Genomic DNA, 25,512 nt, shown 5'->3' with positions numbered 1-25,512 from the left:
GTTCCCCGCCCTCGACCCGTCAGCGGCCGGGTTCCTTGTCCGGGCCGTTGCCCATCGGCAGCGCGTCCGTGGGCCGCTCCAGCGGCGGCAGTTCCGTGAGCCGGTCCCAGGGCACCCGCGTCTTCCGCAGGTCCGCCCGGATCCGCGCGGCGAGCTTCTTGGTGTCCCGCCGGTTCATGACCGCGCCGACCGCTGCGCCCACCATGAAGGGCATCAGGTTCGGCAGGTTGCGCACCATGCGCTTCATGATCTGCTGGCGCAGTTCGCGCTTCATCGGCGCGCCGAGCGCGGCGTTGATCGAGGCCGGCTTCATGGGGTCGACCCCGCGCTCCTCCGACCAGGACTTCAGATAGGCCGCACTGCGGTCCTTCAGGCTTCCGGGCGGCCGCACGCCGTAGACCTCGTGGAGCTCGGCGATCAGCTTCAGCTCTATCGCCGCGACTCCGGTGATCTCCGCGGCCAGTTCCGCGGGGATCGCGGGCGGCACGGGAAGCATCGCCGCCGCTCCCACGCCCGCTCCGACCGTGGCCGACGCGGTCGCCGCGCCGGCGATCAGCTTGTCCGCGAGCTCTTCGGGACCGAGACCGGGGAACTGCTTGCGCAGCGTCGCCAGGTCTCGTACGGGGATCCGCGGGGCGAGTTCGATGAGCCGGTCGGCGAGGTGCCCGAGGCCGGCCTTGGCGTGCCGCCCGCCCTTGCGGACGCCTTCCATGGCCAGCTCCCTGGCCCTGTCGCGCACCACCGCCGCTCGCCGTGTGGCGACGGGAGCGGGGCCCTGAGCCGGTACCGGGAGGTCGGCCCGGTCACCGGCCGGTTCGAGCGAGGCCGACTCCGCAGGGACCGGTCCCGTGTCGGAGGAGCCTCGCTCGTCGTCACGCACGCCGTGGAGGCCGTCGGACGGCCCCGAGTCCGCTCCCCAGGGGAAGCGGCGCTTCCGAGAGGGGGTCGAGCCAGTCACGGCCGACCCCGCCTCAGTCGCAGTCGCGGCAGATCGGCTGACCGTTCTTCTCCCGGGCCAGCTGGCTGCGGTGGTGTACCAGGAAGCAGCTCATGCAGGTGAACTCGTCCTGCTGCTTCGGCAGTACGCGGACCGCCAGCTCCTCGTTCGAGAGGTCGGCGCCGGGCAGTTCCAGGCCCTCTGCGGCCTCGAACTCGTCGACGTCCACGGACGAGGCGGACTTGTCGTTCCGCCGGGCCTTCAGCTCTTCAAGGCTGTCCGAGTCGACGTCGTCGTCGGTCTTGCGTGGGGTGTCGTAGTCGGTTGCCATGTCGCTCTCCCCCTCCGGGTGTCTGCAGTGTCTCCAGCGCACGTAACGCGTGAGAGGCCGGACTTGTGCCCGACCCGAGGCGGAGATTTTGCCTCACATCAAGGTCTGTTACTCAATCGACACCCAACCGGACTCCTCAGGAGTGATCGGCTTGGATGGCGATCGGGACCGTACACGGTCCTCATGTCGCACTTCAAAGGGACCTCCCCGTCTACTTCCCGTGATCCAGGCCCTGGAAAACCCGGATTTTCCGGGCTTTTGGGCAGCTCACATGATCACGCAGAGTAGATGGCCAGAAAATCGCCTTTGTGATCGATCACACATGGGACGTCCGGATGGGTGCACCGAGAATTCAGCGCAAAGCGAACATCCTCGGGTGTGTCGTCGGGGCCCTCAGATCGGGAAGGTGACCCGCATCACCAGTCCGCCTCCCTCCCGCGGCCGCGCCGCGATGTGTCCGCCGTGCGCCCGGGCCACGGACCGGACGATGGACAGGCCCAGCCCGACACCCTTGTCGCTGCCGGTGCGCTCCGTGCGCAGTCGCCGGAAGGGCTCGAAGAGGTTGTCGATTTCGTACGCCGGCACCACCGGCCCGGTGTTCGCGACGACCAGGACGGCCTGGCCGTGCTGGACCTCGGTGGTGACCTCCACCCAGCCGCCCTCGGGCACGTTGTACCGGACGGCGTTCTGCACCAGGTTCAGGGCGATCCGCTCCAGCAGGACGCCGTTGCCCTGGACCACTGCGGGCTCGCGCGTGCCCCGGATCTGTACGCCCTTGGCGTCCGCCTCGGCGTGCACCTGGTCGACGGCCTGCGAGGCCACCTCGGCGAGATCCACGGGCTTGCGCTCGACGATCTGGTTGTCGCTGCGGGCGAGCAGCAGCAGGCCCTCCACGAGCTGCTCGCTGCGCTCGTTGGTGGCCAGCAGCGTCTTGCCCAGCTGCTGGAGCTCCACAGGCGCCTTCGGGTCGGACAGGTGCACTTCGAGGAGCGTGCGGTTGATCGCCAGCGGCGTTCTCAGCTCGTGGGAGGCGTTGCCGACGAAGCGCTGCTGGGCGGTGAAGGCCCGCTGGAGCCGCTCCAGCATGTCGTCGAAGGTGTCGGCCAGCTCCTTCAGCTCGTCGTCCGGGCCGTCCAGCTCGATCCGCCGGGACAGGTCCGAACCGGCCACCGCGCGGGCGGTGCGGGTGATCCGCCCGAGCGGCGAGAGCACCCGGCCGGCCATGGCGTAGCCGAAGGCGAAGGCGATCACGGCGAGACCGAGGAGGGCGAGCAGGGAGCGGCTGAGCAAGTTGTCCAGGGCGTGCTGGCGCTGCTCGTTGACGCAGGCGTTCATGGCCTGGTTGAGCTCGGCGGCGGTCGGCGAGCCCGGGAAGTTGCAGGTCTCGCTCGCCACCTGGCCGGAGAGGATCTTGAAGGGCAGTTCACTGCCCACGTTCATGGCGTCCGCGGCGAGCAGGTAGATGATCGACAGCAGCATGATGCCGGCGATCAGGAACATGCCGCCGTACAGCAGCGTGAGCCGTATCCGGATGGTCGGGCGCAGCAGCGGGAACGGGGGAGCCGCCTTCCTGGGGTCCCAGGTGGGCTTCGGGGGCGCCTGGGGAGGCGCCGGGTGCGCGGCCACCGCCGATCAGATCCGGTAGCCGGAGCCGGGCACAGTCACGATGACGGGCGGCTCCCCCAGCTTGCGGCGCAGGGTCATGACGGTCACGCGCACCACGTTGGTGAACGGGTCGGTGTTCTCGTCCCAGGCCTTCTCCAGGAGCTGCTCGGCGGAGACGACGGCGCCCTCGCTGCGCATCAGGACCTCCAGGACGGCGAACTCCTTCGGCGCGAGCTGCACCTCCTTGCCGTCCCGGAAGACCTCGCGGCGGTTGGGGTCCAGTTTGATCCCGGCGCGCTCCAGGACGGGCGGCAGCGGGACGCTCGTCCGGCGGCCGAGGGCACGCACGCGTGCGGTCAGCTCGCTGAAGGCGAAGGGCTTGGGGAGGTAGTCGTCGGCGCCGATCTCCAGGCCCTCGACCCGGTCACTGACGTCGCCGGAGGCCGTGAGCATCAGCACGCGCGTGGGCATGCCCAGCTCGACGATCTTGCGGCAGACGTCGTCGCCGTGCACCAGGGGCAAATCGCGGTCGAGGACGACCACGTCGTAGTCGTTGACGCCGATGCGCTCCAGGGCGGCCGCACCGTCGTACACGACGTCGACGGCCATGGCCTCCCGGCGCAGTCCGGTGGCCACCGCATCGGCGAGCAGCTGCTCGTCCTCGACGACGAGTACGCGCACGTCGCTTGTCCTTCCTGTGACCACCCGCGCAGCGCTTCGGGGCACGCGCGAGCAGGGATGTTCGGGGAGTGTGTGACCTCCATCCTGCCCTTTTCGGCCATAAGTCGGCAGTAAGGCGGTGGAGCGGCAGCGGGGGCGCCCCCGGGGCCGGCCTCCGTGTTCTCCGCGGCGGCCCGGGAGCGAGCCGCGGGGAACGGGGCGCCGGGCCTGCGGGACAGACCACATCGACCCGGGGCGCCGGGCCTGCGGGACAGACCACATCGACCCGGGGCGCCGGGCCTGCGGTCGAACCGTGTGGACCGGGGCGCCGGGCCTGCGGTCGAACCGTGTGGACCGGGACGCCGGGCCTGCCGTCGAACCGTGTGGACCGGGGCGCCGGGCCTGCGGTCGAACCGTGTGGACCGGGACGCCGGGCCTGCCGTCGAACCGTGTGGACCGGGACGCCGCCTCCACGGGAGCCCCCGCTCGAACTGGACGCCGGGTTCGCACGCGGGCGCCCGTGTTCCGGACGCCGGGTTCGCATGGCGGGGTCCCGACAGCGGAGCGCCGGATCCGCGGGCGCGACCGCTTGTACCCGCGCCGGCTCAGGGAATACGAGATTTTCTCTTCCGGTTGAGGTTTCTGCGGGAGGGACTGGGGGGAGGACGGTTTACACCCCGCGATCACGCTCTGCTTGTGCCGCAGCACCATGCGGTACGCCGCGGTCCGCTTCCGCAGAGTGGGCGTGGGTGTCCGGCACCGTCGCCGCCCAGCAGGGCAGCGCTGGGCACCCATGGGAGACGTGATCGCCCCTTCCGAACGGCACACCCCCGTGCCATCGACCCACGACCCAGGACGAGGGGGCGCAGCATGGACGCATTCACCGCAGGACTTCTGCAGCGCATAAGGGCGACCGAGTCCGACCTGACGCGCGCCCGGAACGAGGGCGACGACTTCCTCGTCGAGGTGGAACAGGGCGAGCTCGACGACCTGCGCCGTCTCGCCGCCGAGCACGGTGTGGAAGTCGGCGCGTCAAGCCTCTGACCCGTACGACGACGGGCCCCCGGCGAATCCAGCGCCGGGGGCCCGCTCGTGTTCGGCCGACTTCTCGGCCGCCCTTCCCGCCGACCTACCGGTCGGCCTCCCGTCCGGTCGGTCTCTGGCCGTGTCAGCCGGATCGGCCGGATCAGTCGTGCCAGGCGCCGAAGTCCTCCAGGAGCCGCTGGAGGGGCTCGAAGACGCCGGGGGTACCCGCGACCGTCAGATCGCGTGAGGGGCGCCCAGAGGGCCGTCCTCCGGTCAGGACACCCGCCTCCCGGGCGATCAGGTCCCCCGCGCCGTAGTCCCAGGCGTTCAGCCCGCGCTCGTAGTAGCCGTCGAGCCGGCCGGCGGCGACGTCGCACAGGTCGACGGCGGCGGAACCGCTGCGCCGGACGTCCCGCACGAGCGGGATCAGCCTCCGGGCCACCTCGGCCTGGTGCGCGCGGACCTCGGTGACGTAGTTGAAGCCGGTGGAGATCAGCGCCTGCTCCAGGGGCGCGGTTGGCCGGCAGGCCAGCCTGCGCTCCCCGTCCCACGCTCCGGTGGCCCAGGCCCCGCCGCCGAGCACCGCGTGGTACGTCTCGCCGCGCATCGGCGCCGCGACGACCCCGACCACGGTCTCGCCGTCCCGCTCGGCGGCTATGGACACCGCCCAGGTGGGCAGGCCGTAGAGGTAGTTCACCGTGCCGTCGAGCGGGTCGATCACCCAGCGGACGCCGCTGCTGCCCTCGCTGGAGGCGCCCTCCTCGCCGAGGAAGCCGTCGTCGGGGCGCCGGTCGGCGATCAGGTCGGTGATCAGCTTCTCCGCCGCGATGTCCATCTCGGTCACCACGTCGATGGGACTGGACTTGGTGGCGGCCACGGCGAGGTCGGCCGGGCGGCCGTCCCGCAGCAGCTCACCGGCGCGGCGTGCGGCCTCCTGGGCGAGCGCGAGCAGTTCGAGGTGAGTGGCGTCGGTCACGGGGCTCCTCATGCGTAGGGGCTGTCGGCACCCGCGGCGGCGGGGCGCGGGGCGCGGGCCGGGCAGCAGCCCACCGGGCAGAGGTTGTGGCTCGGGCCCAGCGCGCCCAGCGCACACGGCGTGACCTCCTGGCCCCGCTCCACGGCGGCCCGCTCCAGGACGAGGTCGCGGATCGCGGCGGCGAACCTCGGGTCGTCACCCACGGTGGCCGAGCGGCGCACCGGCAGACCCAGCTCCTCGGCCTTGGCCTTGGCCTCCGTGTCGAGGTCGTACAGGACCTCCATGTGGTCGGAGACGAAACCGATCGGCGCCATCACGACGGCCGGGACGCCCGCGGCGTGCCGCTCTTCCAGGTGGTCGCAGATGTCGGGCTCCAGCCACGGGATGTGCGGGGCGCCGGAGCGGGACTGGTAGACGAGCTGCCAGGGGTGGTCGACGCCCGTGCGCTCGCGGACGGCGTCGGCGATCAGCCGGGCGACGTCCAGGTGCTGCCTGACGTAGGCGCCGCCGTCCCCGTGTCCCTCGACGGGGCCGGAGGTGTCCGCGGCCGAGTCCGGGATCGAGTGGGTGGTGAACGCGATGTGCGCGCCGTCCCGGACGTCCTCGGGGAGGGAGGCGAGGGACTGGACAACGCCGTCGACCATGGGCTCGACGAAGCCCGGGTGGTTGAAGTAGTGCCGCAGCTTGCCGACCTCCGGCAGGTCCAGGCCCTCGGCTTCCAGGGCGGCGAGCGAGTCGGCCAGGTTCTCGCGGTACTGGCGGCAGCCCGAGTACGAGGCGTAGGCGCTGGTGGCGAGGACCAGGATGCGGCGGCGGCCGTCGCGGACCATCTCCCGCAGGGTGTCCGTCAGGTACGGCGCCCAGTTGCGGTTGCCCCAGTAGACCGGCAGGTCCAGGCCGTGGTCCGCGAAGTCCTTGCGCAAGGCGTCCAACAGGGCGCGGTTCTGGTCGTTGATCGGACTGACTCCGCCGAACAGGAAGTAGTGCCGGCCGACTTCCTTGAGGCGTTCCTTCGGGATGCCGCGCCCCCGCGTCACGTTCTCCAGGAACGGGACCACGTCGTCCGGCCCCTCCGGGCCGCCGAACGAGAGCAGGAGCAGGGCGTCGTAGGGGGTGGCATCGAGCGCGTCTGGCATGACTCCGATCCTGCCACCCGGCACTGACAGCGACGTAACGGTGGGTGCCGCACGGGTTGCGCGGCCATGTCCCCGGGTGCATTAGGGTGACCTAACTCGTAAGCTGTATGAGCCATCTTCGCGCCTTACCCATACCGAGCCGCCCGTGGACCCACCCTCGCGGCACGGCTCCCTCGCCGACCCTTCCGAGCCGCCCGGAGACCCAGTGCCCAGCCCTTACCGCGCCCTGTTCGCCGCCCCCGGCTCCAAGGGCTTCTCCGCCGCGGGATTCCTCGGCCGGATGCCGCTGTCGATGATGGGCATCGGCGTGGTCACGATGGTCTCCCAGCTCACCGGGCGGTACGGGCTGGCGGGCGCGCTGTCCGCCACGATCGCGCTGGCGGCGGCCGTCGCCGGTCCGCAGGTGTCGCGGCTGGTCGACCAGTACGGCCAGCGGCGGGTGCTGCGCCCGGCGACGCTGCTGGCGCTGACGGCGGCGGCCCTGCTGCTGGTCGCCGCGCACTGGGACTGGCCGGACTGGGTGCTGTTCGTGGCCTGCGCGGGCATCGGGTGCGTGCCGAGCGTCGGCGCGATGATCCGGGCCCGCTGGGCGGCCCTGTACCGGGGCACCCCGCAGCTGCACACCGCGTACTCCTTCGAGTCCGTGGTGGACGAGGTCTGCTTCATCTTCGGGCCGATCATCTCCATCGGCCTGTCCACCGCCTGGTTCCCGGAGGCCGGCCCGCTGCTGGCCGCCTGCTTCCTCGCGGTCGGCGTCTTCTGGCTGACCGCGCAGCGGTCCACCGAGCCCGACCCGCACCCGCGCGAGCGGCACGGCGGCGGATCCGCCATGCGCTGCCCCGGTCTGCAGGTCCTGGTGACCACATTCGTGGCCACCGGCGCGATCTTCGGGGCGGTGGACGTGGTCACGGTTGCCTTCGCCGACGAGCAGGGCCACAAGGGAGCGGCCAGTGTCGTCCTCGCGGTGTACGCCCTGGGCTCCTGCCTGGCGGGAGCCGTGTTCGGGCTGCTGCACTTCAAGGGGGCGCCCGAACGTCGGTGGTTGCTGGGTGTCTGTGCGATGGCCGTGAGTATGATCCCCCTCCTACTGGTCGGGAACTTGCCGTTTCTGGCCGTGGCGCTCTTCGTCGCGGGCCTGTCCATCGCTCCCACGATGATCACGACGATGTCCCTGATCGAAGAGCACGTACCACGCGCGCAACTGACGGAGGGCATGACCTGGGTGAGCACCGGGCTGGCGGTGGGGGTCGCCCTCGGCTCCTCCGTGGCCGGCTGGGTGATCGACGCCGCCGGTGCGCGCGCCGGGTACGGGGTTCCGGCGGTGTCCGGGGCCGCCGCGGTCGCGGTCGGTTTCCTCGGGTACCGCCGGCTCAAGCGACCGGCGCCGGGTCGGGGAGGCACCGTTGAGCACCACAGCGAGCGGGAAGAACGGCACGTGGCGTAACTGGGGCGGCAACGTCGCGGCGCGTCCGGCGCGGGAGGTCACGCCCGCCTCCGTGGAGGAGCTGACCGAGGCGGTGCGGCGGGCGGCGGAGGACGGCCTGACGGTGAAGGCCGTGGGCGCCGGGCACTCCTTCACGTCCATAGCGGCGACCGACGGCCTGTTGATCCGCCCTCAACTGTTGACGGGCATCCGCCACATCGACCGGGAGGCCGGCACCGTCACGGTGGAGGCGGGCACCCCGCTCAAGAGGCTCAACGTGGCCCTCGCGCGCGAGGGGCTGTCGCTGACCAACATGGGCGACATCATGGAGCAGACGGTGTCCGGGGCGACCAGCACCGGCACGCACGGCACGGGCCGTGACTCCGCCTCCATCGCGTCCCAGATCCGGGGCCTGGAGCTGGTCACCGCCGACGGATCGGTACTCACCTGCTCCGAGAGCGAGAACCCGGACGTCTTCGCGGCCGCCCGGATCGGCCTCGGCGCCCTGGGCGTCGTCACCGCGATCACCTTCGCCGTCGAGCCGCTCTTCCTGCTCACCGCGCGCGAGGAGCCGATGACCTTCGACCAGGTCACCCATTCCTTCGACGAGCTCTGGGCCGAGAACGAGCACTTCGAGTTCTACTGGTTCCCGCACACCGGGAACACGAACACCAAGCGCAACAACCGCAGCGCCGGCCCCGAGCGGCCGATGGGTCAGCTCCAGGGCTGGTTCGCGGACGAGTTCCTCTCCAACGGCGTCTTCCAGGTGGCCAACTGGGTCGGCCGCACGGTGCCCGCCACCATCCCCACGATCGCCCGGATCTCCAGCAGGGCCCTGTCCGCGCGCACCTACACGGACATCCCGTACAAGGTCTTCACCTCCCCGCGCCGGGTGCGTTTCGTGGAGATGGAGTACGCCGTCCCGCGCGAGGCCGTCGTGCAGACGCTGCGCGAGCTGAAGGCGACGGTCGACCGGTCCCGGCTGCGGATCAGCTTCCCCGTCGAGGTGCGCACCGCCCCTGCCGACGACATCACGCTGTCCACGGCGTCGGGCCGGGACACCGCGTACATCGCCGTCCACATGTTCCAGGGCACGCCCTATCAGGCGTATTTCACCGCGGCCGAGCGGATCTTCACCGCGCACGACGGACGACCGCACTGGGGCAAGGTGCACACGCGGGACGCGGAGTACTTCGCCGGGGTCTATCCGCGCTTCGGGGAGTTCACGGCGCTGCGGGACCGGCTGGATCCGGAACGGCGTTTCCAAAACAACTACTTGCGGAGGGTGCTGGGGTCGTAGCGGGCGCGCTGGGTGGCGGGCGTCGCCGCCGGGTCCTCACCGGTGTCCTGGTCGTCCTCGCCGCTCACGCTCGCGCCGTGGGCCGGCGTCGAACCGCCCGCCGTACCGCCGCCGTCGCTCCTGACGAGGCGTCACCCGACGGTGTGGCGCCGCCGGTGGTGTCCGGCGTCCCGGAATGGCTCGGCGTCGAACTCTCCCCGCCGGAACGGAATCGGACCCCGAGCCGGAGTCGGAGCCGGAGTGCGTGTCCCCGGAGTCCCGGGCCGACGACGCGCCGTGGCCGGAGAGAACGTCACCGACCGTCGTGCCGCCGCCGCTGAAGCTGCTGCCGGAGGCCAGTTCGTAGGCGGTGACGCCGGTCATCGTGACGCCGAAGACCGGGGCCGCCGCCAACAACGGGCGATTTCGGGCCCTGCCCCGCGTGCGGCGGACCGTGCCCTCGGTGAACTCCCCCGTGACGGGGTGCGCTTGCACGGCGGGCCGGGCGGGGGCCGCGACATCGCGGAGTTGCTCACCGGTCCGTATGAAGAACTGCTGGAACAGCGACCCGCCGCAGGTGGCGATGACGCTGACGACTCCGGGGCCGAGGAACGTCCCGTACACCCCGGCGTAGGAGGCGAGTTCCGCGGCCATCACCGCGGCCACCGCACTGCCCGCGACCTGTGGCACGCTCAAGTCGATCCGCTTCCGCCTCACCTCCTCTCCCGAGCTCGACTCCTCAACGACATCGGGCCTTTCGCGCATTCCGGGCCTTGCCGGCCTTTTCCGTACTTGATCGACTGGGGGTACGAGAGGGGGACGTACGGTCGAAACCGGTAGTTCCGTTTCTGGTGATTCCGTGAAATACGCCACGTGCGCGATCGGGAAAACCCGTCGGCGGCGGCCAAGTACCGCCTCCCGGGAGAAGTTGCGCGGCGCGCCAATCCACGCACGTGGTCCAAATGGAGTACTGTTGCGAGCCCTGGGTCAGGTCTCCCGCCAGGGCGTCCGGGACCTTTCAAGGATCGCCGGGAGGGGGCATGTTGCACAGGGTGACGGAGTTGGTCACTTAGCGTTGCGAATAGGTAACCGTGCCATAACGGCGATCCAGGGCCCGTGCCCGACACGCCGGGCAACTCGGCAAGGTTGTGGCAGGCTGCACCCGGGCAGGCCACACTCGACTAGCGGAAGCAGCGACGCACGTGACGTCGGCAGGCACCACCCGGGAGGTCCCCATGCCCGAACTGCGTGTCGTGGCCGTCTCCAATGACGGCACACGGCTGGTGCTGAAGGCTGCGGACAGCACGGAGTACACGCTTCCGATCGACGAACGGCTCCGCGCCGCCGTGCGCGGCGACCGTCCCCGCCTCGGCCAGATCGAGATCGAGGTGGAGAGCCATCTCCGCCCCCGAGACATCCAGGCGCGGATACGCGCGGGTGCGACCGCGGAAGAGGTCGCCCAGATGGCGGGCATCCCCGTCGATCGCGTACGCCGCTTCGAGGGTCCCGTGCTGGCCGAGCGCGCCTTCATGGCCGAGCGGGCCCGCAAGACCCCGGTCCGCCGCCCCGGCGAGAACTCCGGTCCGCTGCTGGGCGAGGCCGTGCAGGAGCGGCTGGTGCTGCGCGGCGCCGAGAAGGACACCGTGCAGTGGGACTCCTGGCGCCGCGACGACGGCACCTGGGAAGTGCTGCTGGTCTACCGCGTCGCGGGCGAGCCGCACTCGGCGAGCTGGACGTACGACCCGCCCCGGCGGCTCGTCCAGGCCGTCGACGACGAGGCCCGCTCGCTGATCGGCGAGGCCGACGACCTCGGCGCGCCCGAGCCCAGCTTCCCCTTCGTCCCGCGGATCGCACGGCTGCCGCGCGAACGCACACTCGACCGTTCCGCCGACCGTGAGCGGCCGAGCCTGCCGGCTCCTCCGACGGAGCCCGCCGCCGAAGAGAGCGCGAGTGAGCGGGACTCGCTGACCAGCCTGCTGGAGGCGGTGCCGAGCTTCCGGGGCGACCTGGTGGTGCCGGAACGTCCGGTACCCGAGCCGGTGGAGGAACCCGCCGTCGAGCCCGAGGAGGAGGAGCCGCCGGCGCCCGCCGCCTCGGCCGGTTCCGCCTACGCGGACGTCCTCATGCCGCGATCCGTCGGCAGCCACCGTGACCGCCTCATCGGCGCCACGGACCGCCAGGCGGAGGCCGACGGGGTCCGCCCCGGCCGCAGAGCGGCGGTCCCGAGCTGGGACGAGATCGTGTTCGGCACGCGCCGCAAGAAGCAGGAGTAGCTGCCGGGCGACGTACGAAACCGAGGGCCCGCACCTGCCCGGGGGCGGGCCCTCGGCGTGCGCGGCGCGGGGTCGCTGCGGATGCCGGCCCTGCCGCGTGCGGGCCCTCACGGTCAGCGGCGCGACGGTAACGGACATCGGACCCCATCGCGCCGGGCCCTTGCACTCGGTGGCGCGACGGTAACGGACATCGGACCCCATCGCGCCGGGCCCTTGCACTCGGCGGCGCGACGGTAACGGACATCGGACCCCATCGCGCCGGACCCTTGCACTCGGCGGCGCGCCGCTGTTCGGGCCCCGGACTCACCGCATGCGGGCCTGGGCGGCCCGGCGGTCACTGCGGACCGGCCCCACCGCTACCAGGTCCTCAACGTCAGCGGCGCAGCGGCCACTGCGATCCGCCGCCACCGTGACCGCACCATCGACCTCGGCCGCACGCCGGTCACTGTGGGCCGGCCCCACCCACGTGCGTGCCCGGCGTCGGCCACGTGCGCGCCATCTCCCGTCGTGCGGGGAGCCGAAGGCGGCGGCGCGCCCGGAGGGCGGCGTTCGAACGCGGCCCGTTACTGCGGATCCGGCCCCACCGCGACCGGGCGTGACGGGTCCGAGGACCACTCCGACCAAGAGCCCACGTACAGCGCCGCCGGGATGCCCGCGACCGCGAGCGCCAGCACCTCATGCGCCCCCGAGACACCGGAACCGCAATACACGCCCACCTTCGCCCCGTCGTGCGCCCCCAGCGCGTCGAAGCGCGCCCGGAGCTCATCGGCGGGCAGGAAGCGGCCGTCCGCCCCCACGTTCTCGTTCGTCGGCGCGGACACCGCCCCCGGAATGTGCCCGCCCACTCGGTCGATCGGCTCCACGTCCCCCCGGTACCGCTCCGCCGCCCGCGCGTCGAGCAGCACACCCGAACGGGCGAGCGCAGCGGCGCCGTCCGCGTCCAGGAGCCCCTCGGCGCCGGCCACCGGCCGGAAGTCCCCCTCCTCGGGCGTCGGCTCCTCCACCGACAGCGCGCCCTGCCACGCCGGCAACCCGCCGTCGAGCACTCGCACGTCCGGGTGACCCGTCCAGCGCAACAGCCACCAGGCACGGGCCGCGGCCCAGCCCTGGCCACCGTCGTACACAACGACTCGCCGGCCCGACGACACGCCCGCACGGCGCATCGCGGCGCCGAACCGAGCGACGTCGGGCAGCGGATGGCGCCCGTGCGCGCCCGGCGCCGAGGCCAACTCGCGGTCCAGGTCGACGAATGCCGCACCGGGGATGTGCCCGGCCGCGTACGCGGCCCGCCCGTCGAACGGCGGTCCACCGGCCGCCTTGGCCACGGTCAGCTGCCAGCGCACGTCGAGCAGCACGGGCGGGTGCGGCCCGGACAGGTCGCTCGCGAGTTCGGATGCGGTGATGATGGCGTTCATGGCCACCATCCTCGCGCACGGGGTGGCCCTGTCGCCCATGTGCGGCTACTCTGCTCGGCCGGACAGGTCCGATCACCAGGCGTACGGGACCGGGCACTGGCTGTGGAGCCGATCGACACCCGAGAGCAATCTCCCGGAAACGGGCAGGCAACCGCGGCTCGGGCCACCGTCGCGCGGGGAGCCGGAGACGGCGGCGCGCCCGGAGGCCGGGGCACATGACTGGGTGCGAGCATCGGCACGGGGGTCCGAGAGCGGAAGCGACGCGGCCACCGTCAGGGGCCGAGGAGAGAGTGACGATGACCGAGGCACGGGGGCCGGCCGACCGCAACGGCGCAGCGCACGACCGGTACGCGCCCGGCGCGCCCTGCTGGGTGAGTCTGATGGTGCACGGGCTGGCGGCGACGCAGGAGTTCTACGGGACTCTGTTCGGCTGGGAGTTCCGCCCCGGCCCGCAGCAACTCGGCCCCTATGTGCGGGCCCTGCTGGACGGCCGCGAGGTGGCGGGCATCGGGCAACTGCCGCCGGACCGGCGTCTCCCCATCGCCTGGACGCCGTACCTCGCCTCCGACGACGTCGACCGGACCGCCGACACGATCCGCCTGTGCGGCGGCACGGTCGGCGTGGGGCCGCTCGACGCGGAGGACGCCGGACGACTCGCCATCTGCTCCGACCCCTCGGGCGCCGTCTTCGGCGTCTGGCAGGCCGCGACCCACCGGGGCGCCGGCCTCGCCGGGGTGCCCGGGGCACCGGCCTGGCACGAGTTGCTGACGTTCGAGTCGGAGAGCGTCGCCAAGTTCTACCGGACCGTCTTCGGCTACGAGCAGGAACCGGTCGTCTCCGCCGACATCGACTACCTCACCCTGCACCTCGGCGGGCGCCCGGTCGCCGGCCTGCACGGTGTCGGCACGTCCCTGCCCCGCGACCGGGGCCCGCACTGGTTGACGTACTTCGAGGTCGCCGACCCGGACGAGGCGCTGGAGCATGTCGTCGGGCTCGGCGGGCATGTGCTGAAACCGGCGCACGACAGCGAGCACGGGCGCGTGGCCACGGTGGCCGACCCCGAGGGCGCGCGGTTAGCGCTCCTCCGAAGCCGCCGCTGAGGGCGCTCGGGGTCGCCAAGATCGGCGGGTCGGATCGGCGGGTCGGCGGGTCGGCGGGTCGGCGGGTCGCTCAAGCCCACGGGACGCTCAAGCCGGTGGGTCGCTCTCAGCCCGGCGACACCGGCAGCACGTCCGGCGACAGCGGTGCCGCGTGCGTGGCAGCGGACGTCATACGGCGTCGGTGATGCCGGCGGCACAGCACCTCGTAGCCGACGGTGTCCCCCTGGTTGACGTCGCCGACGACCACCTGGGCGCCCTCGACGACCATGTGCCCGCCGACCGTACGCGCGTTGTGCGTGGCCCGGGCGCCGCACCAGCACAGTGCCTCCACCTGGAGCACCTCGACCCGGTCGGCCAGCTCCACCAGCCGCTGGGAGCCGGGGAAGAGCTTGGTGCGGAAGTCGGTCGTGATGCCGAAGGCGTAGACGTCCAGGCCCAGGTCGTCGACCACGCGCGCGAGTTGGTCTATCTGCTCCGGGGCCAGGAACTGCGCCTCGTCCGCGATCACGTAGTCCGCGCGCCCACCTCGGGAGAGATGGTCGACGAGGTACCCGTACAGGTCCATGCCGTCGGCTACCTCCACCGCGTCCGTGACCAGGCCGAGCCGGGAGGACAGCTTGCCCTCGCCCGCGCGGTCGTCCCGGGTGAAGATCATGCCCTGGAGGCCGCGGGCGGAGCGGTTGTGCTCGATCTGCAGAGCAAGCGTCGACTTCCCGCAGTCCATCGTTCCGGAGAAGAACACCAGCTCGGGCATGGGAGGTTGAGCACCTTTCGGCGATGAGCGGTAACGGGGGTGGGTGTCAGGAGCGTACTTCGAGCAGTGGGACCAGCTGCTCGGCAGGGGTCATCGAGCCGTGGTTGCCGACCATCGACGACTCCTTTGGCTCCCGTTCGGAGGCGATGAGCAGGACGTCGTCGCGCGCGGCAGCGACCACGTCGCCGATGCGCGGGTGGACCCGCTCGTCGATGTGCGGGCCGAACCAGCCCGCCGCGATCGCCTCCTCCCGCGAGGCCACCCAGAACTGCTCGCCGAGCACCTCGCGCCAGCAGGTCAGTACGTCGTTCTCGGCGCCCGGCACGGCGTACACGTGCCGGGCGCGGCCCTCGCCGCCGAGCAGGGCGACGCCGGCGCGCAGCTCCCAGTCCTCGTCGAAGTCGATGCGGTGCTGCTCGCCGAAGGGCACGTCGACCATGCCGTGATCGGCGGTGACGTAGAGGGCGCTGCGCGGCGGCAGCTGTTCGGCCAGGCGCTGGACCAGGCGGTCGACGTACATGAGCTGGCCGACCCAGGTGTCGGAGGCGAGGCCGTAGCGGTGCCCGGCGCCGTCGAGTTCGGCGTAGTACGTGTAGACGAGGCTGCGCTCCCCGGCGGCGAGCTGCACGGCGGCGAGGTCCATGCGCTCCTCGCCGGTCAGCCGTCCGTGGAACGTTCCTCCGCTGAGCGCGACCTTCGTCAGCGGGGTGTTCTGGAAGGCGGGGGAGGTGACCTGCGCAACGTGCACGCCGACGCGGGCGGCCAGCTCGAACACCGTGGGGTACGGCTGCCAGGCGGCCGGCGGGGTCCACGGGTGCCAGCGGAGCTGGTTCATCAGCTCGCCGGTGTCCGGGTTGCGCACGGTGTAGCCGGGCAGGCCGTGCGCGCCGGGCGGGAGGCCGGTGCCGACGGAGGCGAGGGAGGTCGCGGTGGTCGCCGGGTAGCCCGCGGTGAGGGGGCGGCCCGTGCCACCGCGCGAGGTGGCAAGGAGCGACGTCATGAAGGGCGCTTCCTGAGGGTGCGCCCTCAGCTGCTCCCAGCCGAGTCCGTCGATCAGGAACACGCAGACCCGGTCGGCGGGGGTCAGCTCGGTGATCGCTGCGGTCATGCCGGGTACGCCCATGCCCGCGGCCAGTGTGGGCAGCAGGTCGGCGAGCGAACCCGTGCCGTACTCGGGGCGGGGGGCGGAGTCGACGGCGAGGGGCTCCGGGTGGTCCCAGGCGGCGGGCTGGACCATCAGCGGGCGGGGTCCGCGGTCGCCTCGGAGATGGCCTGCGCGAAGACGAGCGCCTGGCGGACCGTCTCCGGGCCGTCCCCCGCCTCGCTGACGCGCAGGCTGAGGTCGTCGGCCGTCGAGCTGCCCGTGTAGCCGTGGTCCGCCTCGCAGTTGGCGTCGCCGCAAGCGGCGGGCTCCAGGTCGATGCGGGAGACGGCACCCCAGCCGATGGTGAGCACGACCTCGCGCGGCAGGGTGCCCGGCGTGTACGACTCCGGGTTGGCGACCACACGGCTGACCACGACCGAGGAGATCCGGTCGAGCTTCACCGACTCCGTCGACGTCGTGGCGTACGGCGTCGGGGAGGTGCTGTCGGCGGCCTGCTCGTCGGTGTGGCTGACGATGAAGCGGTTGTCGGTGAGGACGAGCACGGTCACATGCCGCCGCACCTCGTTCTGGTCGAACGTCGTCTCCTGATGGACCAGGTACGACCGGATGGGCTCGCCGCCCACAGCGGCCTCCACCGCCTCGGCCACGAGGGCCGGGTAGTAGCCACTGCGCTCGATCGCCGCACGCAGCCCCTGGGTCGTCGTACTGGTCTTGGCCATGCCGTCCATCCTACGGGGGCCCACTGACTGCGAGGCACCGCTCAGGCGGTCCGGGCCCGGGCTCAGTACGTCGGCAGCGTCCGGGGGCCCAGGTCGTCACGGACGGGGGGCGGGGCCAGGCGGACGGAGGCGCCGAGGACGCTCAGACCGTGGGGGGCCACGACGACCGGTTCCAGGGTGACCGCGACGACCTCCGGGTGGTCGTCGACCAGGCGGGACACCCGCAGGAGCAGCTGTTCCAGGGCGGGGGTGTCCACAGGTGTGGAGCCGCGCCAGCCGAAGAGGAGGGGTGCCGTCCGGATGGACCGGATCAGCGAGGTCGCCTCGCGGTCGGTGACCGGGATCAGCCGGTGCGCGGTGTCGCCGAGCAGCTGGGAGGCGGCTCCGGCGAGTCCGAAGGAGAGCACCGCTCCGGCGGCCGGGTCGATCACGGTCCGTACGACGGTGTCGACGCCGCGGGGGGCCATCCGCTGCACGACCGGCCGCAGCTCCTCGGGCTTTCCGAACAGTTCCGTCAACTCGGTGTACGAGCGGCGCAGTTGCTCCTCGTCCGCGAGGTCGAGGCGTACGCCGCCGAGGTCGGCGCGGTGGCGCAGGTGCGGGGCTGTGGCCTTGAGGGCGACGGGGTAGCCGAGGGTGCGGGCGGCTTCCGCGGCGGCGTCGGGGGTCGGGGCGGGCAGGGCGCGGTGCACGTGGACGCCGTAGCGGCGCAGCAGTTCGCAGGTCTCCTCCGTGCCGAGCGTGAGGCCCTGCCCGCGCGCGAGCAGTCCGCCGATCAGCTCGGCCGCGCCCTTCTCGTCGATGTCGTCGTACTCGGGCACCTTCCCCGGGTCGGCAGCCTCGCGCCGCCACTGCGCGTACTCGACGGCTTCGGCGAGGGCGCGGACGGCGCGTTCGGCGGCGGGATAGGCGGGGATGAGGCGGGAACCGGTGGGGGCGGGGGGCGCGGGGGCGGTGCCCGCGGGAGCGGTGCGCGCATCCGGCCCGTCGACCGGCGTCACGCGCGCCCCTGGAGGGACCGCGCCCGTGGCACCGGACAGCGCCGGAGCGGCCTGGGGTGCGGTATTCGCGGCCGCTCCCGAGGCACCGGACAGCGCCGGAGCGGCCTGCGGCGCGGTGCTCGCCGCCGCTCCCGTGGCACCGGGCGGCGCCGGAGCGGCCTGCGGCGCGGTGCTCGCCGCCACCGAGAGGGCGTCCGCGAGGCCGCCCAGCTCCACGTGCACCACCAGCACCGGCTTGGAGGGCACCGCGGCCGCGGCCGCTCTCAGGGCCTCCGCCAGCGCCGCGTCCCCTGCCGCGCCCTCCCCCACGGCCGGTATCGCCGTCACCACGACGGCGTCGCACGTGTCGTCGGCCAGCGCTCGCGCCAACGCCTCCTGGAAGTCCTCCGGCGCGGCCCCCGTCGTCAGATCCAGCGGAACCTGCGGTCGCAGCCCCTCGGCCAGGCAGGCGTCGTACGTCAGGAGCCCCAGTGACTCGGAGTTCCCGAGGATCGCCACGCGCGGCCCCGCCGGCAGCGGCTGGCGCGCGAGCAGCAGCCCGGCGTCCACCAGCTCGGTGATCGTGTCCACCCGGATCACCCCGGCCTGCCGCAGCAGCGCGGACACCGTGGCGTGCGGCAGCCGCGTCGCCCGTACCGCGTGTCCCTGCGGCGCCGCGCCCCCGTGCCGCGCGCCCTGCACCACGACCAGCGGCTTCGCCGCCGCGGTCCGCCGCGCGAGGCGGGTGAACTTGCGCGGGTTGCCGATGGACTCCAGGTACATCAGGACGACGTCGGTGTCCGGATCGTCGTACCAGTACTGGAGCAGGTCGTTGCCGGACACGTCCGCGCGGTTGCCCGACGAGACGAACGTCGACACGCCCGTGACCCCGGTGACCCCGCCGCCGCGCCGGTGCAGCCGGGACAGCAACGCGATGCCGATGGCGCCGGACTGCGCGAACAGCCCGATCCGCCCGGGCCGCGGCATCTGCGGTGCCAGCGAGGCGTTGAGCCGCACCTGGGGGGAGGTGTTGATGATGCCAAAGGCGTTCGGCCCGATGATCCGCATGCCGCACGCGCGCGCCTGGCGCACGAGTTCCCGCTGCCGCTCGCGTCCGTCGGGCCCGCTCTCGGCGTACCCGGCGGAGACCACGACGAGACCCTGCACCCCGTGCTCGCCGCACTCGGCGACCACCTCGGGCACGTACTGCGCGGGCACCGCCACGACCGCGACGTCGACGGGCCCTTCGATGTCCCGCACCGACCGGTACGCCGGCACCCCGTCGAGTTCCTTCTGGCCCTCGGGAAGCGCCTTGTTCACGGCGTAGAGACGGCCGGTGAAGCCCGCCTGCCGGATGTTGCCGAGCACGCTGCGGCCCACGCCGCCGGGCGTGCGCCCCGCGCCGACGACGGCGATCGAACCGGGCGTCAGCAGCCGCCGCACCGACCGACCCTCGGCCCGCTGCTCACGCGCGCGCTGCACCGCGAGCGAGCGGTCGGTGGGTTCGAGGTCGAACTCCAGGCGTACGACACCGTCCTCGAAGCTGCGCTTCTGGGTGTACCCGGCGTCCGTGAACACCTTGATCATCTTGGTGTTGGCGGGCAGCACCTCGGCGGCGAAGCGGCGGATGCCGCGCTCGCGGGCGACGGCGCCGATGTGCTCCAGCAGGGCGGAGGCGACACCGCGCCCCTGGTGGGCGTCCTGCACCAGGAAGGCGACTTCGGCCTCGTCGGCGGGCGCGGACGCGGGCATCCCGTCGGCGCCGATCCGGTCGTAGCGTACGGTGGCGATGAACTCGCCGCCGATCGTGGCCGCGAGTCCCACCCGGTCCACGAAGTCGTGGTGCGTGAAGCGGTGGACGTCCTTGGCGGACAGGCGCGGGTAGGGCGCGAAGAAGCGGTAGTACTTCGACTCGTCCGAGACCTGCTCGTAGAAGCTGACCAGGCGCTCGGCGTCATCGACGGTGATGGGCCGGATGCGTGCGGTGCCGCCGTCGCGCAGCACCACGTCGGCCTCCCAGTGGGCGGGGTACTCGTGCCGGTCCGACGGGCTCTGCATGGGCCCCAGAGTACGGCTCGCGTACGACAACGGCGCGAGGCAGTCTGTGGAGGGACAACACCGGACCGAGGCCGCGGTCCGCGACGCTCCGGACGGGACGAAGCACCCGTCCGGGCAGGCTTCACGATATGGGAAACTGGTCTAGACAACCCTGAACACCTGAAGGGCAGCATCACATGGCTGAGCGCCGCGTCAACGTCGGCTGGGCCGAGGGTCTCCACGCCCGCCCCGCCTCCATCTTCGTCCGAGCCGCCACGGCCGCAGGCGTCCCGGTGACGATCGCCAAGGCAGGCGGCAACCCCGTCAACGCGGCGTCCATGCTGGCCGTCCTGGGTCTGGGCGCCCAGGGTGGCGAGGAGATCGTCCTGGCCTCCGACGCCGAGGGTGCCGACGCGGCGCTCGACCGTCTGGCCAAGCTGGTCGCGGAGGGTCTCGAGGAGCTTCCCGAGACCGTCTGAGCCCGCGCACGGCAGTCCTGAGGCCGTGTCGCCCCTCCGGGCGGCGCGGCCTCGCCGTTTCCAGGCGGCGGGCGTCGCGGTTTCCGGGCGGCGGGGCCTCGCGGTTTCCGGGCGGTAGGGCCGTGGTGGTTTCCGGAGGGGGCGGCTCGGCGGTTTCCCGGCGGTGCGGCATCGCTGTTTTCCGGCATGCTCGGCCACGTTTTCACGCGCCGGTGCGACAGGAATGCACGGCAGGTCGACAGGAATTCACGGCAGGCCGGAAAGGGCAGCGGAAATACTCCGCCGCCGAATATCTCCTCTTTGTATACGGCGCCTGTGTTAATGCCGCAGGCCTGTCATGTTTACGGCATGTTGCGAAGTCCTCACACGGTCCGCGCGGTCGCCGCTGACGGAGAAGCGCAGCCGGTGCGCGCCGGTCGCGCGCTCGGTGTGCAGCGCCGTGATCGCCCGCGCGCGCTCGCCGTCGCCGCGCGCCACCGCGTCCACGATCGCGCCGTGCTCCGTCCAGGACTCCACAGGGCTGACGGGCGCCTCGACGGCGTACATCCAGGCGATCTTGTGCCGCAGCTGGGTCAGCATGGCGATCAGGGCGGGGCTGCCGGAGGCCTGGGCGAGCGTCTCGTGGAACCAGCCGCCCAGGGAGCGCAGGTCCTCGCTGTTGCCGCGCCTGGCCCGCTCCTGGCCCAGCCGGACCAGGCCGCGCAGCACCTTCAGATGGGCCTCGGTGCGCCGCTGCGCCGCCCGGGAGGCGCCGAGCGGCTCAAGGAGCATGCGCATCTCCAGCAGGTCGGCGGCCTCCTGCTCGGTCGGCTCCGCCACGCACGCGCCCGCGTGCCGCCGGGTCACCACGAAACCCTCGGCCTCCAGGGTGCGCAATGCCTCCCGGACGGGGACGCGCGAGACGCCGTAGCGGCGCGCGAGGAGTTCCTCGGTGAGCCGGCCGCCACGCTCGTAGACACCCGCGACGATGTCGTCCCGGATCGCCGTGCACACCGAGTGCGCCGGAATACGCATGACCGACCTCCGCCTTAATCCCCATGAAACGTCGAGATCGACGTGTGTTCCGTGACTCTATTGCAATGAGCCGGGATTTCCGACGGCGGGCTGGAATCCATGGATTTTTTTTGGACATACAGACGCACGAAACGCCGAAAGCCCCGGCTCGTGAGCCGGGGCCCGCGGGAAGCGGAGCGATCCGCCGTCAGACGCTGACGCCGTGCGAGCGGAGGTAGGCGATCGGGTCGATGTCCGAGCCGTACTCCGGGGTCGTCCGGACCTCGAAATGCAGGTGCGCCCCGGTGACGTTGCCAGTGGCGCCGGACAGGGCGATCCGCTGCCCCGGGGTGACCGTCTGGCCCACCGAGACACCGATGGACGACAGGTGGCCGTACTGGGTGTACGTACCGTCGTTCATCTTGATCACTACTTGATTGCCGTACGCCCCGCCCCAGCCGGCCTCGACCACGGTGCCGGAGCCGACCGCGCGCACGAGTGTGCCGCTCGCGGCGTGGAAGTCGACGCCGGTGTGGCTGCCGGAGGACCACAGGGAGCCACCGGACCGGTAGCCGGTGGAGACGTAGGAGCCGGTGATCGGCGGGACATGGGCGGTGAGGCGCTTGCGCTCGGCCTCACGGGCGGCACGCTCCTCGGCCTCGCGCGCCTCCTTCGCCTGCTCCCTGGCGCGCTGTGCGGCGGCGGCCTCGGCCTTCTTCTCGGCGGCCGCCTTCGCCGCGGCCTGCTTCTGGGCGGCGGCCTGGGCGTCTATCTGCTCGGCGACCGAGTCGCCGATGGAGACGACCGGGAGCAGGCCGGTCTCCTCGGCCGCGGGCTCGGTGGCGAGCGCGGGAGCGGCCAGGGTGCCGATGACTCCGGTGGTGGTGAGCGCGGCGACACCCGCCGCGTGGGCGGTGGTGCGCTTCATCCGGCTGGGACGACGGTGCTTCCCGGTGGCGCGCGTGAACGCCATGTGGTGGCTTTGTCCTTTCCTTCCCTCTCGCCTACCGGGTTAGCTGACGGGTTCGGAGCAGGAAGGTCTCCTACGGACTCCCTCGCCGCGCGCGGGCGTCCGATTCACCCCAGGGACTTCATGGTTGGGTCCCCGGCTCCCCTGGCTCGCGCCGTACGGGGACTCGGCGATGACTGTCCGGTGCCGCGGGTGCGGCGCACTGCCTGACGGACAGCCCGGATGACGCTAAACGGGACATCTTCCGATCCCCAAACGAAGAAGGGCGTTTGTAGCGCATCCCACAGGTCAGACAGGCAACCTCTGCCTCAATTGGGACATTCCCATCGCTCAACCGGCACATCAAGGGGCCCTGGTGACGGATCGGTCACCAGGGCCCCTGCACGCGCGTGCCGCCGGTCTGCCTCTACTCGGCCGTCACGACGGTGACTTCGCCGATACCGAGGGCCTCGACGGGCTCCTTGATCTGCCCCGCGTCACCGACGAGCACCGTCACCAGACGGTCCACCGGGAAGGCGCTGACGACCGCCGCGGTGGCCTCCACGGTGCCGGTCGCGGCGAGTTGCTGGTACAGCGTCGCCTGGTAGTCGTCGGGCAGGTGCTGCTCGACCTGGTCGGCCAGCGTGCCCGCCACCGCCGCCGCGGTCTCGTACTTCAGCGGCGCCACACCGACGAGGTTCTGCACGGCGACGTCGCGCTCGGCGTCCGTGAGGCCCTCCGCGGCGAGCGTGCGCAGCACCGTCCAGAGGTCCTCCAGCGCGGGGCCGGTGTTCGGTGTGTCGACGGAACCGCTGATGGCGAGCATCGAGGCGCCGCTGCCGTCGGGGGCGGAGCGCAGTACCTGGCCGAACGAGCGCACCCCGTAGGTGTAGCCCTTCTCCTCGCGCAGGACGCGGTCCAGGCGGGAGGTGAGGGTGCCGCCCAGGCAGTAGGTGCCGAGCACCTGGGCCGGCCACACGCGGTCGTGCCGGTCGGGGCCCACGCGGCCGATCAGCAGCTGGGTCTGCACCGCGCCGGGCCGGTCCACGATGACGACGCGGCCGGTGTCGTCGGCGGTCACCGCCGGCACGGGCCGCGGCTGCCCCGGGGACCCGGTCCAGGCGCCCAGGGTGTCGCCGAGCAGGGCGTCGAGGTCGACGCCGGTGAGGTCGCCGACCACCACGGCCGTGGCGGTGGAGGGGCGGACGTACCGCTCGTAGAAGGAGCGTACGGCGGCGGAGTCGATCTTCGCGACCGTCTCCTCGGTGCCCTGGCGCGGGCGCGACATGCGCGAGGTCGCCGGGAACAGCTCCTTGGAGAGCTCCTTGGCGGCCCGCCGGGCCGGGTTGGCCAGCTCGTGCGGGATCTCGTCGAGGCGGTTGCGGACCAGCCGCTCGACCTCGCTGTCGGCGAAGGCGGGCGCCCTGAGGGCGTCGGCGAGCAGACCGAGGGCCTTGGGCAGCCGGGAGACCGGGACCTCCAGGCTCAGCCGGACGCCGGGGTGGTCGGCGTGCGAGTCGAGGGTGGCGCCGCAGCGCTCCAGCTCGGCGGCGAACTCCTCGGCGGAGTGCTTGTCGGTGCCCTCGGAGAAGGCGCGGGCCATGATCGTGGCGACGCCGTCCAGGTCGGCGGGCTCGGCGTCCAGGGGCGCGCCCAGGAGCATCTCGACGGCGACGACCTGCTGGCCGGGGCGGTGGCAGCGCAGCACGGTCAGGCCGTTGTCGAGCGTCCCGCGCGTGGGGGCCGGGAACGCCCAGGGGCGCGCCTCGCCCGCCTGCGGCTGGGGGTGGAAGTCCATCGTGGCGAGCTCGGTCACTGGGCCGCCTCCTCGGTGTCGTCGCCGCCGGCGGCCTGCGCGGCGTCGGTGTCGTGGGCCGGTGCGGCCTTGGTGTCGTGGGCCTCGGTGGCCGCGGCGGCGGGGGCCTGAGCTCCCTCCGTGGCGGCTGCCTCGGCTTCTTCGGCCTGCGCGGCCGTCGGCTCGTAGACGAGCACCGCGCGGTTGTCGGGCCGCAGGCGGGCCTTGGCGACCTCCCGGACCTCCTCGGCGGTGACTTCCAGGACGCGCTGGACGGCGGTGAAGGCGAGCTTCGGGTCGCCGAACAGCACGGCGTACCGGCACAGTTCGTCGGCGCGGCTGGCGACCGTGCCGAGCCGGTCCAGCCACTCCCGCTCCAGCAGGGCCTGCGCGCGCTCCATCTCCTCGGCCGTCGGGCCCTCCTCGGCGAACCGGGTGAGCTCCTCGTCGATGGCGGCCTCGATGACCGGCACCTCGACGTCGCCGGACGTCTTCACGTCCAGCCACCCCAGGGAGGGCGCCCCGGCCAGCCGCAGCAGGCCGAACCCGGCCGCGACCGCCGTGCGGTCCCGGCGTACGAGCCGGTTGTACAGGCGGGACGACTCGCCGCCGCCGAGGATGGTGAGCGCGACGTCGGCGGCGTCGCACGCGCGCGTGCCGTCGTGCGGGAGCCGGTAGGCGGCCATCAGGGCGCGCGCCGGGACCTCCTCCTCGACGACCTCGCGCAGCTCCCTGCCGATGATCTCGGGCAGCGAGCCGTCGCGCGGGGCGGGCTTGCCGTCATGGGCGGCGATGGAGCCGAAGTACTTCTTGATCCACTCGAGTGTCTGCTCGGGATCGATGTCGCCGACGACGGACAGCACCGCGTTGTTCGGCGCGTAGTACGTGCGGAAGAACTCGCGCGCGTCCTCCAGGGTCGCCGCGTCGAGGTCGGCCATCGAGCCGATCGGCGTGTGGTGGTACGGGTGGCCCTCCGGGTAGGCGAGGGCCGCGAGCCGCTCGAACGCGGTCCCGTAGGGGACGTTGTCGTAGCGCTGCCGGCGCTCGTTCTTGACGACGTCCCGCTGGTTCTCCATGGACTCGTCGTCGAGGGCGGTGAGCAGCGAACCCATGCGGTCCGCCTCCAGCCAGAGGGCGAGCTCCAGCTGGTGGGTGGGCATGGTCTCGAAGTAGTTGGTGCGCTCGAAGCTGGTGGTGCCGTTCAGCGAGCCTCCGGCACCCTGCACCAGCTCGAAGTGCCCGTTGCCCCTGACCTGGGCGGACCCCTGGAACATCAAGTGCTCGAAAAGGTGAGCCAGGCCGGTACGTCCCTTGACCTCGTGGCGCGAGCCGACGTCGTACCACAGGCACACCGCCGCGACCGGGGTCAGGTGGTCCTCGGAGAGCACCACGCGCAGGCCGTTGTCCAGGCGGTGCTCTGTCGCTGTCAGGCCGCCGGAGCCTGCCTCGGCTGTGGCCGTGTGACCCATGGGCATGTACGTCCCTTCGATCGCGGTGCGGTCGGGAAACCGCGGAATTTCCTGCCAGTCCTGCCACTGTA

At 72.4% G+C, this 25,512-nt stretch carries 22 protein-coding genes and 1 riboswitch; of the genes, 6 read left to right on the top strand and 16 right to left on the bottom strand.

The annotated features are described in order from the left end of the window. Positions 1-19: 19 nt before the first annotated feature. The 4 genes from IPT68_RS27785 to IPT68_RS27770 all read right to left on the bottom strand — a co-directional run bounded on the left by IPT68_RS27785 (position 20) and on the right by IPT68_RS27770 (position 3,554). Positions 20-958, bottom strand: coding sequence for a hypothetical protein (locus IPT68_RS27785; RefSeq protein WP_189698586.1), 939 nt, complete (start codon positions 956-958; stop codon positions 20-22). Positions 959-971: 13 nt separating this feature from the next. After that, positions 972-1,268, bottom strand: a complete 297-nt coding sequence (locus IPT68_RS27780) for a DUF4193 domain-containing protein (RefSeq protein ID WP_043504706.1) — start codon at positions 1,266-1,268, stop codon at positions 972-974. 393 nt (positions 1,269-1,661) lie between these two features. Further along, the gene (locus tag IPT68_RS27775) at positions 1,662-2,894 is read right to left on the bottom strand and encodes a sensor histidine kinase (protein ID WP_189698585.1); all 1,233 of its coding nucleotides are present in this window, start codon (positions 2,892-2,894) and stop codon (positions 1,662-1,664) included. A gap of 6 nt (positions 2,895-2,900) precedes the next feature. Continuing rightward, positions 2,901-3,554, bottom strand: a complete 654-nt coding sequence (locus tag IPT68_RS27770; protein ID WP_007385219.1) for a response regulator transcription factor — start codon at positions 3,552-3,554, stop codon at positions 2,901-2,903. A gap of 849 nt (positions 3,555-4,403) precedes the next feature. Between IPT68_RS27770 and IPT68_RS27765 the strand changes: the two genes are divergently transcribed. Then, entirely contained in the window at positions 4,404-4,577 is a 174-nt protein-coding gene (locus IPT68_RS27765) for a hypothetical protein (RefSeq protein ID WP_189698584.1), read from the top strand. Positions 4,578-4,719: 142 nt separating this feature from the next. On the opposite strand, the gene IPT68_RS27760 is transcribed toward IPT68_RS27765, so the two are convergent. Both IPT68_RS27760 and IPT68_RS27755 read right to left on the bottom strand, forming a co-directional pair. Continuing rightward, entirely contained in the window at positions 4,720-5,535 is an 816-nt protein-coding gene (locus IPT68_RS27760; protein WP_189698583.1) for an inositol monophosphatase family protein, read from the bottom strand. 8 nt (positions 5,536-5,543) lie between these two features. Then, on the bottom strand, positions 5,544-6,671 hold the full coding sequence (locus tag IPT68_RS27755) for a ferrochelatase (protein WP_189698582.1): 1,128 nt from the start codon (positions 6,669-6,671) through the stop codon (positions 5,544-5,546). 205 nt (positions 6,672-6,876) lie between these two features. Between IPT68_RS27755 and IPT68_RS27750 the strand changes: the two genes are divergently transcribed. Together IPT68_RS27750 and IPT68_RS27745 are read left to right on the top strand one after the other, a co-directional pair. Then, on the top strand, positions 6,877-8,115 hold the full coding sequence (locus IPT68_RS27750) for an MFS transporter (protein WP_189698748.1): 1,239 nt from the start codon (positions 6,877-6,879) through the stop codon (positions 8,113-8,115). Next, positions 8,075-9,394: a D-arabinono-1,4-lactone oxidase gene (locus tag IPT68_RS27745; protein WP_189698581.1), complete on the top strand. Its 1,320-nt coding sequence runs from the start codon at positions 8,075-8,077 to the stop codon at positions 9,392-9,394. Before IPT68_RS27750 ends, IPT68_RS27745 begins: the two co-directional genes overlap by 41 nt. Before the next feature lie 36 nt (positions 9,395-9,430). Here the strand turns inward: IPT68_RS27745 and IPT68_RS27740 are convergent, their stop codons facing one another. Next, positions 9,431-10,063: a hypothetical protein gene (locus IPT68_RS27740; protein WP_228040611.1), complete on the bottom strand. Its 633-nt coding sequence runs from the start codon at positions 10,061-10,063 to the stop codon at positions 9,431-9,433. A gap of 545 nt (positions 10,064-10,608) precedes the next feature. On the opposite strand from IPT68_RS27740, the gene sepH reads away from it, so the two are divergent. Next, a complete protein-coding gene (sepH, locus tag IPT68_RS27735; protein WP_189698580.1) occupies positions 10,609-11,646 on the top strand; it encodes a septation protein SepH in 1,038 nt (345 codons plus the stop codon). Positions 11,647-12,209: 563 nt separating this feature from the next. On the opposite strand, the gene IPT68_RS27730 is transcribed toward sepH, so the two are convergent. Then, the gene (locus IPT68_RS27730) at positions 12,210-13,061 is read right to left on the bottom strand and encodes a sulfurtransferase (protein WP_189698579.1); all 852 of its coding nucleotides are present in this window, start codon (positions 13,059-13,061) and stop codon (positions 12,210-12,212) included. Between the two features lie 296 nt (positions 13,062-13,357). On the opposite strand from IPT68_RS27730, the gene IPT68_RS27725 reads away from it, so the two are divergent. Continuing rightward, on the top strand, positions 13,358-14,161 hold the full coding sequence (locus IPT68_RS27725; RefSeq protein ID WP_189698578.1) for a VOC family protein: 804 nt from the start codon (positions 13,358-13,360) through the stop codon (positions 14,159-14,161). Positions 14,162-14,267: 106 nt separating this feature from the next. On the opposite strand, the gene IPT68_RS27720 is transcribed toward IPT68_RS27725, so the two are convergent. Genes IPT68_RS27720 through IPT68_RS27705 form a run of 4 tightly spaced genes read right to left on the bottom strand, consistent with a single transcriptional unit; the run spans position 14,268 to position 19,777 of the window. Then, positions 14,268-14,915: a thymidine kinase gene (locus IPT68_RS27720; RefSeq protein WP_189698577.1), complete on the bottom strand. Its 648-nt coding sequence runs from the start codon at positions 14,913-14,915 to the stop codon at positions 14,268-14,270. Positions 14,916-14,961: 46 nt separating this feature from the next. Further along, positions 14,962-16,152, bottom strand: a complete 1,191-nt coding sequence (locus IPT68_RS27715) for an alkaline phosphatase family protein (protein WP_189698576.1) — start codon at positions 16,150-16,152, stop codon at positions 14,962-14,964. Continuing rightward, positions 16,152-16,748 (bottom strand): DUF5998 family protein, encoded by a 597-nt coding sequence (locus tag IPT68_RS27710; RefSeq protein ID WP_189698747.1) that lies wholly within the window; start codon positions 16,746-16,748, stop codon positions 16,152-16,154. The genes IPT68_RS27715 and IPT68_RS27710 overlap by 1 nt, the downstream gene beginning before the upstream one ends. Positions 16,749-16,801: 53 nt before the next feature. Next, positions 16,802-19,777, bottom strand: coding sequence for a bifunctional acetate--CoA ligase family protein/GNAT family N-acetyltransferase (locus tag IPT68_RS27705; protein ID WP_189698575.1), 2,976 nt, complete (start codon positions 19,775-19,777; stop codon positions 16,802-16,804). 176 nt (positions 19,778-19,953) lie between these two features. On the opposite strand from IPT68_RS27705, the gene IPT68_RS27700 reads away from it, so the two are divergent. Then, positions 19,954-20,235 (top strand): HPr family phosphocarrier protein, encoded by a 282-nt coding sequence (locus tag IPT68_RS27700; RefSeq protein ID WP_030563197.1) that lies wholly within the window; start codon positions 19,954-19,956, stop codon positions 20,233-20,235. 318 nt (positions 20,236-20,553) lie between these two features. Here IPT68_RS27700 and IPT68_RS27695 read toward each other — a convergent pair whose 3' ends face one another. The 4 genes from IPT68_RS27695 to IPT68_RS27680 all read right to left on the bottom strand — a co-directional run bounded on the left by IPT68_RS27695 (position 20,554) and on the right by IPT68_RS27680 (position 25,441). Then, complete coding sequence (locus IPT68_RS27695; RefSeq protein WP_189698574.1) at positions 20,554-21,249, bottom strand: GntR family transcriptional regulator; 696 nt, start codon at positions 21,247-21,249, stop codon at positions 20,554-20,556. Positions 21,250-21,436: 187 nt separating this feature from the next. Further along, the gene (locus IPT68_RS27690; RefSeq protein ID WP_189698573.1) at positions 21,437-22,201 is read right to left on the bottom strand and encodes a M23 family metallopeptidase; all 765 of its coding nucleotides are present in this window, start codon (positions 22,199-22,201) and stop codon (positions 21,437-21,439) included. A 13-nt stretch (positions 22,202-22,214) separates the two neighbouring features. Continuing rightward, a riboswitch (cyclic di-AMP (ydaO/yuaA leader) is annotated at positions 22,215-22,380 on the bottom strand. A gap of 224 nt (positions 22,381-22,604) precedes the next feature. After that, the gene (locus tag IPT68_RS27685; protein ID WP_189698572.1) at positions 22,605-23,993 is read right to left on the bottom strand and encodes a M16 family metallopeptidase; all 1,389 of its coding nucleotides are present in this window, start codon (positions 23,991-23,993) and stop codon (positions 22,605-22,607) included. Then, on the bottom strand, positions 23,990-25,441 hold the full coding sequence (locus IPT68_RS27680; protein WP_228039949.1) for a M16 family metallopeptidase: 1,452 nt from the start codon (positions 25,439-25,441) through the stop codon (positions 23,990-23,992). The genes IPT68_RS27685 and IPT68_RS27680 overlap by 4 nt, the downstream gene beginning before the upstream one ends. Positions 25,442-25,512 lie beyond the last annotated feature (71 nt).

The sequence above is a fragment of the Streptomyces chromofuscus genome, assembly GCF_015160875.1.
Classification (GTDB): domain Bacteria; phylum Actinomycetota; class Actinomycetes; order Streptomycetales; family Streptomycetaceae; genus Streptomyces; species Streptomyces chromofuscus.
This window is presented reverse-complemented; position numbering and strand designations above follow the sequence as displayed.

What these genes read in the sequence shown, in the direction of transcription:
- sepH (WP_189698580.1), top strand. Translation starts at nt 10,609, where the DNA reads ATGCCCGAACTGCGTGTCGTGGCCGTCTCCAATGACGGCACACGGCTG.
- IPT68_RS27715 (WP_189698576.1), bottom strand. Translation starts at nt 16,152, where the DNA reads ATGGTCCAGCCCGCCGCCTGGGACCACCCGGAGCCCCTCGCCGTCGAC.
- IPT68_RS27765 (WP_189698584.1), top strand. Translation starts at nt 4,404, where the DNA reads ATGGACGCATTCACCGCAGGACTTCTGCAGCGCATAAGGGCGACCGAG.
- IPT68_RS27780 (WP_043504706.1), bottom strand. Translation starts at nt 1,268, where the DNA reads ATGGCAACCGACTACGACACCCCACGCAAGACCGACGACGACGTCGAC.
- IPT68_RS27755 (WP_189698582.1), bottom strand. Translation starts at nt 6,671, where the DNA reads ATGCCAGACGCGCTCGATGCCACCCCCTACGACGCCCTGCTCCTGCTC.
- IPT68_RS27680 (WP_228039949.1), bottom strand. Translation starts at nt 25,441, where the DNA reads ATGGGTCACACGGCCACAGCCGAGGCAGGCTCCGGCGGCCTGACAGCG.
- IPT68_RS27705 (WP_189698575.1), bottom strand. Translation starts at nt 19,777, where the DNA reads ATGCAGAGCCCGTCGGACCGGCACGAGTACCCCGCCCACTGGGAGGCC.
- IPT68_RS27690 (WP_189698573.1), bottom strand. Translation starts at nt 22,201, where the DNA reads ATGGCGTTCACGCGCGCCACCGGGAAGCACCGTCGTCCCAGCCGGATG.
- IPT68_RS27700 (WP_030563197.1), top strand. Translation starts at nt 19,954, where the DNA reads ATGGCTGAGCGCCGCGTCAACGTCGGCTGGGCCGAGGGTCTCCACGCC.
- IPT68_RS27720 (WP_189698577.1), bottom strand. Translation starts at nt 14,915, where the DNA reads ATGCCCGAGCTGGTGTTCTTCTCCGGAACGATGGACTGCGGGAAGTCG.
- IPT68_RS27725 (WP_189698578.1), top strand. Translation starts at nt 13,358, where the DNA reads ATGACCGAGGCACGGGGGCCGGCCGACCGCAACGGCGCAGCGCACGAC.
- IPT68_RS27730 (WP_189698579.1), bottom strand. Translation starts at nt 13,061, where the DNA reads ATGAACGCCATCATCACCGCATCCGAACTCGCGAGCGACCTGTCCGGG.
- IPT68_RS27710 (WP_189698747.1), bottom strand. Translation starts at nt 16,748, where the DNA reads ATGGACGGCATGGCCAAGACCAGTACGACGACCCAGGGGCTGCGTGCG.
- IPT68_RS27695 (WP_189698574.1), bottom strand. Translation starts at nt 21,249, where the DNA reads ATGCGTATTCCGGCGCACTCGGTGTGCACGGCGATCCGGGACGACATC.